Here is a 14,965-nt window from a genome sequence, read left to right as displayed (position 1 = left end):
GGATTGAAATTATATTATCATTTCAAGATGATATTAGCATCCACGGCAAGCGGAATCTTGCCGGTACGCTTGTCAGCGACCAATCTCGTTTTTAGTATCGCAATAATAATTACGATACAAACCATCTCGAGCGCCAGCGGAGCCGGATGAACCTGAACCGGACGCCGTTGACGCAAAAGCTACCAACGCAGCCCCTCTTCACCTTGTTAGATGGATCAAAGGCGATCCGCATCGACAATCGCCTGCGCGAATGCTTCCGGCGCTTCCTGCGGCAGATTGTGACCGATGCCGCCGTCGACGGTGCGATGCGCATACTTGCCGGAGAATTTATTGCGATAGGCTGCGGGATCGAGATGCGGCGCGCCATTGGCGTCACCTTCCAGGGTGATCGTCGGCACGGCTATCACCGGTGCCTTCGCCAGCCGAGCCTCCAGCTCGTCATATTGCCGCTCGCCCTTTGAAAGCCCCAGACGCCAGCGATAATTGTCGATGACGATGCCGACATGATCGGGATTATCGAAGGATGCCGCGCTGCGGTCGAAGACCGCGTCGTCGAAATTCCATTTCGGCGAGGCAAGCTGCCAGATCAATCGGGCGAAGTCGCGCCGGTATTTGTCGTAGCCTGCCTGACCGCGCTCGGTGGCGAAGTAATACTGATACCACCATTGCAGCTCGGCCTTCGGCGGCAGCAGCATTCTATTGCCCTCCTGACTGCCGATGAGATAACCGCTGACGGAGACAAGCGCCTTGCATCGCGCCGGCCAAAGAGCGGCAAGAATATTGGCGGTGCGCGCGCCCCAATCGAAACCGCCGATGATCGCCTTCTCGATCTTCAGCGCGTCCATCAGCGCGAGGATGTCGACCGCCACCACCGCCTGCTGGCCATTACGAACGGTTTCCTGGGACAGAAAACGGGTCGTGCCATAGCCGCGCAGATAAGGTACGATCACGCGGTAACCTTGCGACGCCAGCAGAGGCGCGACATCGACGAAGCTGTGAATGTCATAGGGCCAGCCATGCAGGAGGATGACCGGAGCGCCATCGGCGGGGCCGGCCTCGGCATATCCAACATTCAGCAAGCCGGCGTCGATCTGCTTCAGCGCGGCGAAGGACGCATCGGCCTTCGGCCCGCCCGCCGGCTGGCCGACCGAGGCCCCGGCGCTCGACTGTGCCATGACGGAACTCGGCAGGCCCAATTGAGCGGCAGCGACGGCGGCGGCTGCAAGACCGAAAAACCGGCGACGATGATGATTGACTTCCTCAGACATTGATCTCTCCAAGAGCGCGACGTTACCCTGATAAGAACCCCGCCTTGTATCCGGCGTGTGTCCTCATGCGTATCGGCTTGAATGGAGATGTAACATTCGGCCGTGCGGATACATTACGCTACAAACCGGCAGCATGGATGCCAGAGGCATTGACGGGGTCGCTGCCGGTGAAAGCCGACCGGGATGAGCGGGGCACTTGTCGGAGCCAACCGGAAACCGTGCAACACGATCAGCGTAAGATGAATAAAGTACATCATGCGAAACGGGAGAGACTGCGATCGACAGAACTCTTCCGGTTTAACGCCCTTGCATCACCCGCGCGTCAATCGGAAGATCGAAACCGATAGCGACGTGAGTCGCACCGATCTCGACATGGCCTTTTTTTCGCACCGAGTTCCCCGCGGGGAACCATTCTCTTCGAGACGAAATCAACGCCGGAAATCGACAGTTCCCCGCGGGGAACCCGGCTAACAGACCCCTGTTGCACCGAATCGGAGAATCGGAGTACCTGTTATCTACGCTAAATGTCGGTAATACCGTCTATATGCGTAAATACGAGACCCATCATGATACGTTTACAGTAGAGGCGCTTAGTACCGTGACCAAAATTGGGAGCAAACCGTGACGCGACATCTGAGCAGTCTCGCCTTCATGCAGACATTTTCCGCCAAGCTGGATATGGCCCTGGGCAATCTCAGCCTTGCACAATTTCCACCGAGCGCGCGCCGCACTATGCGCAAGTTCACCTCTTCCGAGGTCGCCGCGCTCCTCAACGTGACCGAGGCCTATATTCGCCAGGTTTCGCTGAAAGAGCAGGGGCCGGCTCCAGAGGTCGCCAATGGCCGGCGCCTCTATACGCTGGAACAGATCCACGAGCTGCGCATCCACCTCGCGCAGAACGGCCGCAAGAAGTGGATGAGCCCGCGCAGGATCGGCAATGAAGAATGCCAGATCATCGCCGTCACCAATTTCAAGGGCGGGTCCAGCAAGACCTCCACCACGATCCATCTCGGCCATTACCTGGCGCTCAGAGGCTATCGCGTGCTGGCCGTCGATCTCGACCCGCAGGCGTCCTTGACCAGCCTTCACGGTAGCCTACCCGATTTCGACTATCGCAACGGCGATACGCTTTTCTCCGCCATTCGTTTCGAAGACCCGATCCCGACCGAACAGATCATTCATCAGACCCATATTGCCGGCTTCGATGTCATCTGCGCCGGATTGGAGCTGACCGAGTTCGAGACGGCGGTTGCGCTTGAAATGCGCAAGTCCGGCGGGACCGGCTTCCTGCTGCGCGTATCGCAGGCGTTGGAGCAGGTCGCGGATCGCTATGACGTCATTCTGATGGATTCGGCCCCGTCGCTGAACTTCCTGACACTGTCGTCGCTGACGGCCGCCACCGGCGTCCTGATTCCGGTTCCGGCCCATATGCTCGACGTCGATTCGACGGCGAAATTCCTGGAACTGGCCGGCTCCTACATGCAGATCCTCGAACAGGTCGGCACCTCGGCGCAGTGGGACTTCGCCAAGTTCCTGATCACCAAGTTCGAACCGAACGATCATCCGCAGGCCAATATGACGGCGTTGATGCGCCAGGTCTTCGGTGAGGACCTGCTGTTGAATTCCGTCATCAAATCGACCGCGGTTGCCGATGCCTTGACGTGGAAACAGAGCCTTTACGAGGTGCAGCGGTCGAGATTCTCCGCCCCGAAGACCTATGACCGGGCAATTGAATCGATCAACGCGGCGAATGCCGAAATCGAAGAACTTCTCTGGAGAGCATGGGGACGCGAATGAGCAGGAAAGATTCCAAAGGCATGTTCGCCAACGTCCTGGTCGGCCTCGGCCAGGAGGCAGCACCGGTCGCTACGCCGCCGGCCTCGCCCTCGCCGCATCTTCTTAAGGTCGCTGCCGGCGTTCGGCAGCTGCAGGAGCGCGGTGAGCTTGCCGACAAGCTGCTTCAGGGTGCCGATCATATTATCGAGCTCGACGTCGACGCCGTCCTGCCGTCGCATATCCGCGACCGTTTCGATAGTGCCTATGATACCGACAGGCTGCAGGATCTCGTCCAGTCCATGCGCGAGCATGGACAGACGACACCGGGTCTTGTCCGCCCCATGGCAGGCGCGGCCGGCAAGTTTCAAATTGTCTTCGGGCGTCGCCGCCTAGCCGCCGCAAAGCTGCTCGGCGTCAAGTTCCGTGCCATCGTCCGCGATCTCACCGACGAACAGGCCATCGTCATCCAGGGCGAGGAAAACGCCAATCGCGACGACCTGTCCTTCATCGAGAAATGCGTCTTCGCACTCAGCCAAGAAGAGGCGGGCTTCAAGCGTGATGTGATCTGCGCGTCTCTGGCGACCGGCAAATCGCATGTTTCCGAGATGCTGCAGATCGCCAAGGTTTTCCCCAAGGCCATTCTGGAGGGCATTGGCGCCGCTCCCGAGACCGGCCGCCGCCGTTGGGCGCAGCTGGCCGAGCGCTGGAGTGCCAATGGCAATGCCCAGAAGACGGCCGAGCAGGTGCTTGAAGAAACAACCCCGCTATCCGCCTCCAGCGACGAGCGGTTCGCCGCCGTTCTGAGCGCTGTTTCGAAGACGGAAATCATTTCCCCCAAGCCTGTGGAGCGTGCTCAGGAGGTCGTGTCCAAGGGAATGACCCTGGCCGTCGTGAACTACGCCAAGGCGGGAACCAAGCTTACCTTCACGAAAGCCGTCCCGGACGACTTCGTGAATTACCTGCTGCGCCGCATGGAGAGATTGCACGAGGACTACCTCGGCGAATCTCAAGAGGCGGTACAGACGATCAAAACCAAGTAGGAGACTGAGCAGCAAAAGAAAAAGGCCCCTGGACGGAAACCATCGCAGAAGCCCTTCTCACGTTTTAGCAGACAGAGAATCTCACTTCCGCGAATCATAGTCAAGAGTCTTTGGCACCGTTTTTGGTGAGCGGCTTTCTTTTGCCTGAAGAAAGGTGAAAGAAAATGGAGACGCATGTCACGACGCCCTTCGGGCGGCGGTCGATGTCGTTTGCCTTGATGAGAAATCAGATCAAGGCAAGCGCCATCAAGGGCAAGAGCATCGATAAATGGAAGGTGTTTCGCGATGTCTGCGAAGCGCGGACCCTGCTGAACATCTCGGATCGCGCGCTTGCGGTTCTCAATGCGCTTCTGTCCTTCTATCCGGACAAGGAGCTCAACGAGGATGCCAGCCTTGTGGTCTTCCCATCCAACACTCAGCTGAGTGTCCGTGCCCATGGTATCACCGGAACGACCTTGCGGCGGCATCTGGCGGCGCTGGTCGAGGCCGGCCTGATCCTGCGCAAGGACAGCCCCAACGGCAAGCGGTTTGCCCGCAAGGACGATGCCGGCGCGATCGAGGACGCCTATGGCTTCAATCTCGCGCCGTTGCTGGCCCGTGCCGACGAACTGGCAGGGCTGGCCCAACAGATCGTCGCTGACCGAAAACATCTCCGCCTGCTGAAAGAGCGGCTCTCGATCTGCCGCCGCGACGTCCGCAAGCTCATTACCGCTGCCATCGAGGAAGGCGCTTCCGGTGATTGGCAGACACTCGATGCCCATTATCACACGCTGGTCGCCGCTCTGCCTCGAAGCCCGAGCATGCACGATATCGCCTCGATTACAGAGAAGATGGAACTGCTGCGTCAGGATATCGTCAACTTGCTGGAAAAACAGCTGATTTCCGAAAAATCAGTCGGCAATGATGTTCAAAATGAACGGCATATACAGAATTCAAATACCGAATCCCAAAAAGAATATGAACACGACGATCCAGCCGCGCCGCCTGAGGATCACAGCCTCGATATCGCCAAGCCGGATCATCAGCCGCAAGCATTGAAAACCTATCCCCTAGCCGCAGTTCTCCAGGCATGCCCGGAAATCGCCAACTACGGTCCAGCCGGTACGATCACCAGCTGGCGAGACCTGATGGCGGCGGCTGTTGTCGTGCGAACAATGCTTGGGGTTACTCCCAGCGCCTATCGGGACGCCTGCGATACGCTCGGAATGCAAAATACCGCAACAGTCATAGCTTGCCTGCTCGAGAGGGCAGGGCGCATCAACTCCCCTGGCGGCTATCTGCGCAATCTGACGGTGAGGGCGAGGCGAGGGACCTTCTCGCTTGGACCGATGCTCATGGCGCAGATGCGGGCCAATAGCGCTGAGGCGAGGGAAACATCATGATCGTCATCGTCGAAGGGATCAGCGCTGCCGGAAAAACAAGCTGGTACCGAGAGCATGCCCTCGACCTTCTCGTGCCTGAAACCTATCCGCAAATCCGGCCCGACAGAAACCGCGATGCCAGGAAAGCTGCCCAGCTCTGGACCGATTGGAATATCGGGCGCTGGTCTGAAGCCCTGGCGCAAGAAGAGAGCAAAGGAGTGGCCATCTGCGATACCGACCCGTTGAAACTACACTATATCTGGTCGCTATGGCGGATCGGTGAAGCGCCGGAGAACCACTGGCGGCATCAGATGGAGGTCACCCGTGCGGCCTTCGGCAAACAGGCTTTGGGCTTCGCGGACCTCTATCTCGTGAAGAAAATCGATCCGCACAGTGCCCGGCTTCAGAGGGAACAGGATCAGGCCAAAAGCCGGATGAATTTCGACCTGCACGTCCGATTGCAGCCTTCGTTGCATGCCTGGTACGAGACGCTTGCGACGCTCCTTCCGGAGCGGGTTCAATCGAGCCTGCCGACGCCGCTTCCAGCCTTCGAGCCGGGCGCAGGACCATTTGAAAGGCGCTATGACGTTGAGCTATTCGACCGTTTCATCGCCAATTTGCCCGGCCAGCTCTCCAGCAAGCAATGAGGTCGGCAACGGTGATGGGAAGGCGAGGGAGGGCCAGACGTGCTCCGCTCAGAGCAGATGAATGAGGTCTAACATCAACCCTGAATCGGCATGGTGGAAGCCAAAAGCGACTTCACTTCCGCATCGAAATTTTATGATTTAATTCCAATTGGTTACCAGAATCGAATTTTCACCATCAACAGTGCGGCTGGTAGCCATATCCGGGTAAAATCGCTTTAAGATCAAGACTCTGACCCGGCAAGGTCATCATGCCATAGTCTTCCGATTCGCACGAGTCCCCAATCACCCGGATACTTGCTTCATCGTTCCCGTCGCCAGGGCTTAATCCCGCCGGCATTTATAAGATTTTTATATCTTTCTCCCGCCCGCCCTCTCGAACCTTAATGCGGTTTGGCCGCATATTGACATTAGAGATATCTAAAAGATGATCTCCATGCCGGGAAGAAACAAGGGCGCCCCTCGGAGGTGCCTTCGATCCGTTTCGGCGTTCAACAAGAACCTATAGGGATCAACGATCGATGATGGACCTTCTTCTTATCGGGATCGGCGTTTTATTTTTCGCTCTTTGCATCGCTTACACCAAAGCCTGCGACAGCCTCTAGCCGGAGAACAACGATGCTCCTGGATTACATTCTCGGCGGCGGCGTGACCCTGTTTCTCACCGCCTATCTCATCTACGCCCTCATTCGCCCCGAGCGCTTCTAGTTTCAGCGCCGGGCAGGGAAAGTAACCCCCATGACCTTCAACGGATGGCTTCAGATCCTGATCTATGTCGGGATACTCCTCGTGCTCGTCAAACCGCTCGGCGGTTACATGACGCGTGTCTTCACCGGCGAGCGCACTCTCCTCTCCTATGTCCTCGGTCCACTGGAGCGAGGGCTCTATCGCATCGCCGGCACCGACGAGCGCGAGGAACAGCACTGGACGACCTATTCGATCTCCATGCTGCTGTTCAGCCTCGCCGGCTTCTTCCTGCTCTATGTCCTGCAGCGGTTCCAGGCGAGCCTGCCCTATAACCCGGCCGGCATGGCTTCGATCGGGCCGGAACTCTCCTTCAACAATGCCACCAGCTTCGTGACCAATACGAACTGGCAGAACTACGGCGGCGAAAGCACGATGTCCTATCTCGTGCAGATGGCCGGCTTCGCCGTTCAGAATTTCGCATCCGCCGCCACCGGCATCGCCATCGCCATCGCGCTTATCCGTGCCTTTTCACGCGCCTCCGGCAAGGCGATCGGCAATTTCTGGGTCGATCTGACCAGGGCGACGCTCTATGTCCTGCTTCCCGCCTGCATCGTCCTGACGCTGGTCTTCGTCTATCTTGGCGTGCCGCAGACGCTCGGCCCTTATGTCAGCGCCACGACGCTCGAAGGGGCGCAGCAGACGATCGCCGTCGGTCCTGTCGCCTCGCAGCTCGCCATCAAAATGCTCGGCACCAATGGCGGCGGCTTCTTCAACGCCAATTCCGCCCATCCCTTCGAAAACCCGGACGCAATCTCCAATCTCATCCAGATGCTGGCGATCTTCGCGATCGGCGCCGCTCTCACCAACGTCTTCGGGCGCATGGTCGGTAATCAGCGCCAGGGCTGGGCGATCCTTGCCGCCATGGGCATCCTCTTCATTGCCGGTGTCGCCATCACCTATTGGGCCGAGGCCGCGGGCAACCCGCTGGTCCATGCGCTCGGTGTCCAGGGCGGCAACATGGAGGGCAAGGAAGTCCGCTTCGGCATCACCCTGTCCTCGCTCTTCGCGGTCATCACGACGGCGGCCTCCTGCGGCGCGGTCAATGCCATGCATGGCAGCTTCACTGCGCTTGGCGGCATGATCCCGCTCATCAACCTGCAGCTCGGCGAAGTCATCGTCGGCGGTGTCGGTGCCGGTTTCTACGGTATCGTCATGTTCGTGATCATCGCCATTTTCGTTGCCGGCCTGATGGTCGGGCGCACGCCGGAATATCTCGGCAAGAAGATCGAGGCCAAGGAAGTGAAGATGGCGATGCTCGCCGTGCTGTGCCTGCCGGCCGGCATGCTGATCTTCACCGCCATCGCCTCGGTGCTGCCGTCGGCCGTGGCCTCGATCGGCAATCCCGGTCCCCACGGCTTCTCGGAAATCCTCTATGCCTACTCGTCGGCGGCGGCCAATAACGGCTCGGCCTTCGGCGGCCTCTCCGGCAATACGTCCTGGTACAACATCACCCTCGGCATCGTCATGCTGATCGGCCGTTTCCTGGTCATCGTACCGGCGCTCGCCATAGCCGGCTCGCTGATCGCAAAGAAGACGGTTCCCGCTTCGGCCGGCACCTTCCCGACGGACGGACCGCTGTTCGTCGGCCTGCTGGTCGGCACGATCCTGATCGTCGGCGGGCTGACCTTCTTCCCGGCGCTTGCCCTCGGTCCGATCGTCGAACATCTGGCGATGATTGCCGGCCAGGCCTTCTGAGGAACAATCGCAATGACGCAGCCACTCATGCTCAGGCTTCGGAAACTGATCGACCCGCGCCCCTTGGACAGGGGGCGTGGCCCGGCCAGGGCGGCCTGCGCTTCCGACGCCATTCTGGTGGCGATGGTCGCGCTGTTCCTCGGTCTCGTCGTCTTCGGATTTTTATTGGGCTGACCGGGCGATCCCGATCCGCCGTTTCCCTCTTCACGCTGGAGTCTCTTATGAGCCAGTTAAAATCAGCGAGTATTCTGGATTCTCGCATCCTCCTTCCGGCCGTGGGTGCCGCCTTCAAGAAGCTGAACCCGCGCACCCTTGCCAAGAACCCTGTCATGTTCGTGGTCGCCGTCGTCTCGGCGTTGACCACGGTGCTTTTCCTGCGCGATCTCCTGACCGGCGGCGGCAATCTCGGTTTTTCCCTCCAGATCAATATCTGGCTCTGGTTCACCGTGCTGTTTGCCAATTTCGCCGAGGCAGTCGCCGAAGGCCGGGGCAAGGCGCAGGCTGAATCGCTGCGCAAGTCGCGCACCGAGACCCAGGCCAAGCTCCTCTCCGGCAACAGCCGCACCGACTACAAGATGGTGCCAGGCACCAGCCTCAAGGTCGGCGATATCGTGCTGGTCGAAGCCGGCGACATCATTCCGTCCGACGGCGAAGTCATCGAAGGCGTGGCCTCTGTCAACGAGGCGGCGATCACCGGTGAATCGGCGCCCGTCATCCGCGAATCCGGCGGCGACCGCTCGGCCGTCACTGGCGGTACGCAGGTGCTCTCCGACGAGATCCGCGTTCGCATCACGGCCGCTGCCGGTTCGACCTTCATCGACCGCATGATCGCGCTCGTCGAGGGTGCGGAACGGCAGAAGACCCCGAACGAGATTGCGCTCAACATCCTGCTCGCCGGCATGACGCTGATCTTCGTGCTGGCGACGGTGACGATCCCGAGCTTTGCGGCTTACGCCGGCGGCTCGATCCCGACCGTGGTCTTGGTCGCCCTGTTCGTAACGCTGATCCCGACCACCATCGGCGCGCTGCTGTCGGCCATCGGCATCGCCGGCATGGACCGCCTGGTGCGCTTCAACGTGCTGGCCATGTCCGGCCGCGCCGTCGAGGCCGCCGGCGACGTCGATACGCTGCTGCTCGACAAGACCGGCACGATCACGCTCGGCAATCGCCAGGCTACGTCCTTCCGCCCGGTCAAGGGCGTGACGGAGCAGGAACTGGCCGATGCCGCGCAGCTCGCCTCGCTCGCTGACGAAACGCCCGAGGGCCGTTCGATCGTCGTGCTCGCCAAGGAAAAATATCAGATCCGCGGCCGCGACATGTCGAGCCTGAAGGCCACTTTCGTGCCCTTCACCGCCCAGACGCGCATGAGCGGTGTCGATCTCGACGGCTCCTCGATCCGCAAGGGCGCGGTGGATGCCGTGCTCGCCTATGTCAATGGCAGCACCGTTGCGCCCTCCGGCTCCGGTGCGGCGGTGATCGCGCGCACCAGCAGCGAAACGATCCGCGACCTGCAGGCGCTGTCGGACGAAATCTCCAAGGCCGGCGGCACGCCGCTTGCGGTCGCCCGCGACGGTCGTCTGCTCGGCGTCATCCAGCTCAAGGATATCGTCAAGGGCGGTATCCGCGAGCGTTTCGCCGAGCTGCGCCGCATGGGCATCCGCACGGTGATGATCACCGGCGACAATCCCCTGACCGCCGCCGCCATCGCCGCGGAAGCCGGCGTCGACGATTTCCTTGCCCAGGCGACGCCGGAAATGAAACTGGCGCTGATGCGCGAGGAGCAGGCACAGGGCAAGCTGGTCGCCATGTGCGGCGACGGCACCAACGACGCCCCGGCGCTGGCCCAGGCCGATGTCGGTGTCGCCATGAACACCGGCACGGTGGCCGCCCGCGAGGCCGGCAACATGGTCGACCTCGACAGCGACCCGACGAAACTCATCGAGATCGTCGAGATCGGCAAGCAGCTTTTGATGACGCGCGGCGCGCTCACCACCTTCTCGATCGCCAACGACATCGCCAAATACTTCGCGATCATCCCGGCGATGTTCATCGCCTTTTATCCGCAATTGAAGATGCTGAACGTCATGGGACTGGCGACGCCGCAAAGCGCCATCCTGTCGGCGATCATCTTCAACGCGCTGATCATCATCGCCCTGATCCCGCTGTCGCTGAAGGGCGTACGGTATCGGCCGATCGGCGCCGGCGCCCTGCTCAGCCGCAATCTGCTGATCTACGGCCTCGGCGGCATCGTCGTACCTTTCGTCGGCATCAAGGCCATCGACATGGCGATCACCGCCATCGGTCTGGTCTAAGGAGACTTCCCATGCTGAAACAAATCAGACCGGCCATCGTCATGATCGTCGTCACCACCGCCGTCACTGGCCTTGCCTATCCGCTCGCCATGACCGGCGTCGCCCAGGCGCTGTTCCCGCATCAGGCAAACGGCAGTCTCGTGGAGAAGGACGGCAAGGTGATCGGCTCCAGCCTCATCGGCCAGGCCTTCGCCAGCGACCGCTATTTCCACGGCCGCCCCTCGGCCGCCGGCACCAATGGCTACGATGCCTCGTCTTCCGGCGGTTCCAACCTCGGTCCGACCAGCCAGAAGATGCTCGACCGCATCAAGGGCGATGCCGCGACGTTGCAGGCGCAGAACCCGAATGCGCCGGTGCCGATCGATCTCGTCACGACATCAGGCAGCGGTCTCGATCCGGATATCTCGCCGGACGATGCCTATTTCCAGATCCCGCGCGTCGCCAAGGCGCGGGGCATGGACGAGGCGAAGCTGCGCGCCATCGTCGAGGCCGCCGTCGAGCCGCGCGAACTTGGCATCCTCGGCGAACCCGTCGTCAACGTCCTGGCATTGAACCAGGCGTTGGATGCTTCTATGACTCAGTGAGGTCAAGGGGTTACGGCGGCGATGACCGCCGCAATCTCCGCCTGCCACGAAAGACCGATCGATGCCAGACGATAACCGCGACATGCTGAACAGGCCTTCGCCCGACGCGCTTCTGGAGAAGGCTCGGGCCGAGGCGCGCGGCCGTCTGAAGATCTTTCTGGGCGCGGCGCCCGGCGTCGGCAAGACCTATGAGATGCTGATTTCCGGCAAGGCCAAGATCGCCGATGGCGTCGATGTCGTCGTCGGCGTGGTCGAGACCCATGGCCGCCGCGAGACGCAGGCCTTGCTCGACGGCTTCGAGATCATCCCCCGCGTCAACGTCGACTATAAGGGCCGCGCGCTCGACGAGATGGATCTCGACGCCATCTTGAAGCGCCGGCCCGGCCTCGTGCTTGTCGACGAACTCGCCCATACCAATGCGCATGGTAGCCGCCACCCGAAACGCTACCTCGACGTCAAGGAGCTGCTGGAGCGCGGCATCGACGTCTATACGACGCTCAACATCCAGCATGTCGAAAGCCTGAACGACGTGGTGTCGCAGATCACCCGTGTTCGCGTCCGTGAAACCGTGCCGGACTCGATCATCGACATGGCCGACGATGTCGAGATCATCGATCTGACACCCGACGACCTGATCAAGCGCCTGCACGACGGCAAGGTCTATGTGTCGAGGACCGCCGAGCGGGCGCTGACCAATTATTTCACACCCGGCAATCTGACGGCGCTGCGCGAGCTGGCGCTGAGGCGCACGGCGCAGCGGGTCGACGATCAGCTCCTGACGCATATGCAGGCGCACGCGATCTCCGGTCCCTGGGCGGCTGGCGAACGCGTGCTGGTCTCGATCGACCATCATCCCCGCTCGGCGTCGCTGGTGCGCTATGCCGCGCGCATGGCCTCGCGCCTGCGCGCGCCATGGGCCGCCGTCTATGTCGAGACCAACCGCTCGATCAGCCTGACGGAGGCGCAGCGCGACACCATCGCCGCAACGCTCAGGCTCGCCGAACAGCTCGGCGGCGAGGCGATCACCATCCCCGGACGCGAGGTCGCCGAGGAGCTGTTGCGCCATTCGGCCAGCAACAATGTCACCCATATCGTCATCGGCTCGCCGAAGATCGGCACCTGGCGAGATTGGTCGAAACGTTCGGTCTCCTACGAGCTGATCCGCAAGGCCGGCGACATCAGCGTGCACGTCATTTCCGGCAGCGAGGCCGACGGTCAGGCGGCAAGCCGCGGCGTCAAGGCTGCCCCTGCGCCGTCGCCATTCCAGCTTCGCGGCTATCTGCTGGCGACGCTCTATGTCGCCGTCGCCCTCGGCTTCTGCGTCATCCTCGACCAGGTGCTGGATGTGCGCAACCTGGCGCTGGTCTTCCTGATGGCGGTGTTGGCGACGGCGGTCACGCAAGGCTTGCGGCCGGCCCTCTATTCCTGCCTGCTCGGGGCGCTCGCCTTCAATTTCTTCTTCCTGCCGCCGCGCTATACGCTGACGATCAGCGACCCGGAAAGCGTGCTCGCCTTCTTCTTCTTCCTCGGCGTCGCCATCATCGCCAGCAATCTGACGGCGACCGTGCAGCGGCAGGCGGCTTCGGCGCGACAAAGGGCGAGAACGACCGAAGACCTCTATCTTTTCTCGAAAAAGCTCGCCGGCACCGGCACGCTCGACGATGTGCTGTGGGCGACGGCCTTCCAGCTCGCCTCGATGCTGAAGGTGCGGGTGGTGCTGCTGCTGCCCGAGGACGGCACCATTGCGGTCAAGGCCGGCTATCCGCCGGACGATACGCTCGACGATGCCGATATCGCCGCCGCGCGCTGGGCCTGGGAGCACAATCATGCGGCCGGGCGAGGGGCCGATACGCTGCCGGGCGCCAAGCGTCTTTATGTACCGCTGCGCACCGGGCGCACTGCGGTCGGCGTCATCGGCCTCGACAGCGACCGCCGTGACGGTCCGTTGCTGACGCCGGAGCAGCAGCGGCTTCTCGATGCGCTCGCCGACCAGGCGGCTCTTGCCATCGAGCGGGTGCAACTCGTCGCCGATGTCGACCGCGCCAAGCTGGCCGTCGAGGCGGACCGGCTGCGCTCGGCACTGCTGACCTCTATCTCGCATGATCTGAAGACGCCGCTTGCCGCGATTCTCGGCGCGGCCGGCACCTTGCGCGACTATCTGGAAACCATGTCGCAGGAGGATCGCGCCGATCTTCTGACGACCGTGGTGGATGAGTCCGAGCGGCTCAATCGCTTCATCGCCAATCTGCTCGACATGACCAAGATCGAATCCGGCGCCATGGAGCCGAACCATGCGCTGCATTATGCCGGCGATGTCGTCGGCAGCGCGCTGCGGCGCGGCGAAAAGATCCTCGCCCATCATCGGGTCGAGATCGAGATACCCGCCGACCTGCCGATGGTGAAGGTCGATCCCGTGCTGTTCGAGCAGGTGCTGTTCAATCTGCTCGACAATGCCGCCAAATATGCGCCGGAAGGGTCCAGCATCCGCCTGGAGGCCTGGGCCGATATCGACAATATCGTCTTCCGCGTCATGGACGAGGGTCCTGGCATTCCGCCCGCCGACCTCGAGCGCGTCTTCGACACCTTTTATCGCGTGCGCAAGGGCGATCAGGTGCGGGCCGGCACGGGTCTCGGGCTTTCCATCTGCCGCGGCTTCATCGAGGCCATGGGCGGCACCATTATCGCCGGCAACAGGACCGACCGTCAGGGGGCGGTCTTCACCATTCGCCTGCCGAGACCAACGGATATCCCCAAGCTGGATGAGCTGAAATGAACACGACCGCCGTCAAGATACTCGTTGTCGACGACGAGCCGCCGATCCGCAAATTGCTGCGCGTCGGCCTGAGCGCCCAGGGTTATGTGGTCAACGAGGCCCCGAACGCCGCCGCCGCGCGCCAGTCCGTCGAGGAGGATCTTCCCGATCTGATCGTGCTGGATCTGGGGCTGCCGGACACATCCGGCCAGGATCTGCTGCAGGAATGGCGTGAGGACGGGATCTCGGTCCCGGTGGTCATCCTGTCGAGCCGCACCGACGAGGCGGGTATCGTCAAGGCCTTGGAAAGCGGTGCCGACGACTATGTCACCAAGCCCTTCGGCGTGAACGAACTCGGCGCGCGCATTCGCGTCGCGCTGCGCCATCGCCTGCAGCAGCAGGGCGAGAAGGCGATCTTCCAGACCGGCGGCCTCACCATCGACCTCGTCAAGCGCATCGTCAAGGTCGACGGTAGGGAGATCAAGCTCTCGCCGAAGGAATACGACATCCTCCGGGTCCTGGCGCAGCATGCCGGCAAGGTGCTGACGCATCAGTTCCTGTTGAAGCAGGTCTGGGGACCGGCGGCGGATGTGCAATATCTGCGCGTCTATGTCCGCCAGCTCCGCCAGAAGGTCGAGCAGATCCCCGACCAGCCGCACTACATCACGACCGAGACCGGTGTCGGCTACCGTCTGCGTGAGCCGGAATGATATCGCGCTTTCGATCCTTTCGATGCGCCGGCTTCGAATCGACCGGGCAGACGCCGCCAAACCGTGCCGACATCAT

General features: G+C 61.5%; 12 protein-coding genes. 11 read left to right on the top strand and 1 reads right to left on the bottom strand.

What is annotated here, in order from left to right; genetic code table 11:
* Nucleotides 1-215 precede the first annotated feature (215 nt).
* Nucleotides 216-1,268 carry an alpha/beta hydrolase gene (locus FHX11_RS15735; protein WP_184358573.1) on the bottom strand — a complete coding sequence of 351 codons (1,053 nt, stop codon included), beginning with the start codon at nt 1,266-1,268 and terminating at the stop codon, nt 216-218.
* A 621-nt stretch (nt 1,269-1,889) separates the two neighbouring features.
* Between FHX11_RS15735 and repA the strand changes: the two genes are divergently transcribed.
* The 11 genes from repA (at nt 1,890) to FHX11_RS15680 (ending at nt 14,889) form a co-directional block, all read left to right on the top strand.
* On the top strand, nt 1,890-3,065 hold the full coding sequence (repA, locus tag FHX11_RS15730; protein WP_184358572.1) for a plasmid partitioning protein RepA: 1,176 nt from the start codon (nt 1,890-1,892) through the stop codon (nt 3,063-3,065).
* Nucleotides 3,062-4,084, top strand: coding sequence for a plasmid partitioning protein RepB (repB, locus tag FHX11_RS15725; RefSeq protein ID WP_184358571.1), 1,023 nt, complete (start codon nt 3,062-3,064; stop codon nt 4,082-4,084). The genes repA and repB overlap by 4 nt, the downstream gene beginning before the upstream one ends.
* A gap of 164 nt (nt 4,085-4,248) precedes the next feature.
* Entirely contained in the window at nt 4,249-5,466 is a 1,218-nt protein-coding gene (gene repC / locus FHX11_RS15720; protein ID WP_184358570.1) for a plasmid replication protein RepC, read from the top strand.
* The gene (locus FHX11_RS15715) at nt 5,463-6,092 is read left to right on the top strand and encodes a hypothetical protein (protein WP_184358569.1); all 630 of its coding nucleotides are present in this window, start codon (nt 5,463-5,465) and stop codon (nt 6,090-6,092) included. The genes repC and FHX11_RS15715 overlap by 4 nt, the downstream gene beginning before the upstream one ends.
* A 615-nt stretch (nt 6,093-6,707) precedes the next feature.
* Nucleotides 6,708-6,797 (top strand): K(+)-transporting ATPase subunit F, encoded by a 90-nt coding sequence (kdpF, locus tag FHX11_RS15710; protein WP_034509905.1) that lies wholly within the window; start codon nt 6,708-6,710, stop codon nt 6,795-6,797.
* 30 nt (nt 6,798-6,827) lie between these two features.
* Complete coding sequence (gene kdpA / locus FHX11_RS15705; protein WP_184358568.1) at nt 6,828-8,531, top strand: potassium-transporting ATPase subunit KdpA; 1,704 nt, start codon at nt 6,828-6,830, stop codon at nt 8,529-8,531.
* Between the two features lie 12 nt (nt 8,532-8,543).
* Nucleotides 8,544-8,705, top strand: coding sequence for a hypothetical protein (locus FHX11_RS15700; protein WP_184358567.1), 162 nt, complete (start codon nt 8,544-8,546; stop codon nt 8,703-8,705).
* Nucleotides 8,706-8,752: 47 nt separating this feature from the next.
* On the top strand, nt 8,753-10,843 hold the full coding sequence (gene kdpB / locus FHX11_RS15695) for a potassium-transporting ATPase subunit KdpB (protein ID WP_184358566.1): 2,091 nt from the start codon (nt 8,753-8,755) through the stop codon (nt 10,841-10,843).
* Nucleotides 10,844-10,854: 11 nt separating this feature from the next.
* Complete coding sequence (gene kdpC, locus FHX11_RS15690) at nt 10,855-11,427, top strand: potassium-transporting ATPase subunit KdpC (protein WP_184358565.1); 573 nt, start codon at nt 10,855-10,857, stop codon at nt 11,425-11,427.
* Between the two features lie 61 nt (nt 11,428-11,488).
* On the top strand, nt 11,489-14,200 hold the full coding sequence (locus FHX11_RS15685; protein WP_184358564.1) for a sensor histidine kinase KdpD: 2,712 nt from the start codon (nt 11,489-11,491) through the stop codon (nt 14,198-14,200).
* Nucleotides 14,197-14,889, top strand: a complete 693-nt coding sequence (locus FHX11_RS15680; RefSeq protein ID WP_184358563.1) for a response regulator transcription factor — start codon at nt 14,197-14,199, stop codon at nt 14,887-14,889. The genes FHX11_RS15685 and FHX11_RS15680 overlap by 4 nt, the downstream gene beginning before the upstream one ends.
* Nucleotides 14,890-14,965 lie beyond the last annotated feature (76 nt).

Source organism: Rhizobium sp. BK602 (assembly GCF_014195095.1).
Taxonomy (GTDB): Bacteria; Pseudomonadota; Alphaproteobacteria; order Rhizobiales; family Rhizobiaceae; genus Rhizobium.
This window is presented reverse-complemented; position numbering and strand designations above follow the sequence as displayed.

Coding starts and splice junctions, on each gene's coding strand:
- FHX11_RS15700 (WP_184358567.1), top strand. CDS start 8,544: ATGACGCAGCCACTCATGCTCAGGCTTCGGAAACTGATCGACCCGCGC.
- repB (WP_184358571.1), top strand. CDS start 3,062: ATGAGCAGGAAAGATTCCAAAGGCATGTTCGCCAACGTCCTGGTCGGC.
- kdpB (WP_184358566.1), top strand. CDS start 8,753: ATGAGCCAGTTAAAATCAGCGAGTATTCTGGATTCTCGCATCCTCCTT.
- FHX11_RS15680 (WP_184358563.1), top strand. CDS start 14,197: ATGAACACGACCGCCGTCAAGATACTCGTTGTCGACGACGAGCCGCCG.
- repC (WP_184358570.1), top strand. CDS start 4,249: ATGGAGACGCATGTCACGACGCCCTTCGGGCGGCGGTCGATGTCGTTT.
- FHX11_RS15735 (WP_184358573.1), bottom strand. CDS start 1,268: ATGTCTGAGGAAGTCAATCATCATCGTCGCCGGTTTTTCGGTCTTGCA.
- kdpA (WP_184358568.1), top strand. CDS start 6,828: ATGACCTTCAACGGATGGCTTCAGATCCTGATCTATGTCGGGATACTC.
- kdpC (WP_184358565.1), top strand. CDS start 10,855: ATGCTGAAACAAATCAGACCGGCCATCGTCATGATCGTCGTCACCACC.
- FHX11_RS15715 (WP_184358569.1), top strand. CDS start 5,463: ATGATCGTCATCGTCGAAGGGATCAGCGCTGCCGGAAAAACAAGCTGG.
- FHX11_RS15685 (WP_184358564.1), top strand. CDS start 11,489: ATGCCAGACGATAACCGCGACATGCTGAACAGGCCTTCGCCCGACGCG.
- kdpF (WP_034509905.1), top strand. CDS start 6,708: ATGCTCCTGGATTACATTCTCGGCGGCGGCGTGACCCTGTTTCTCACC.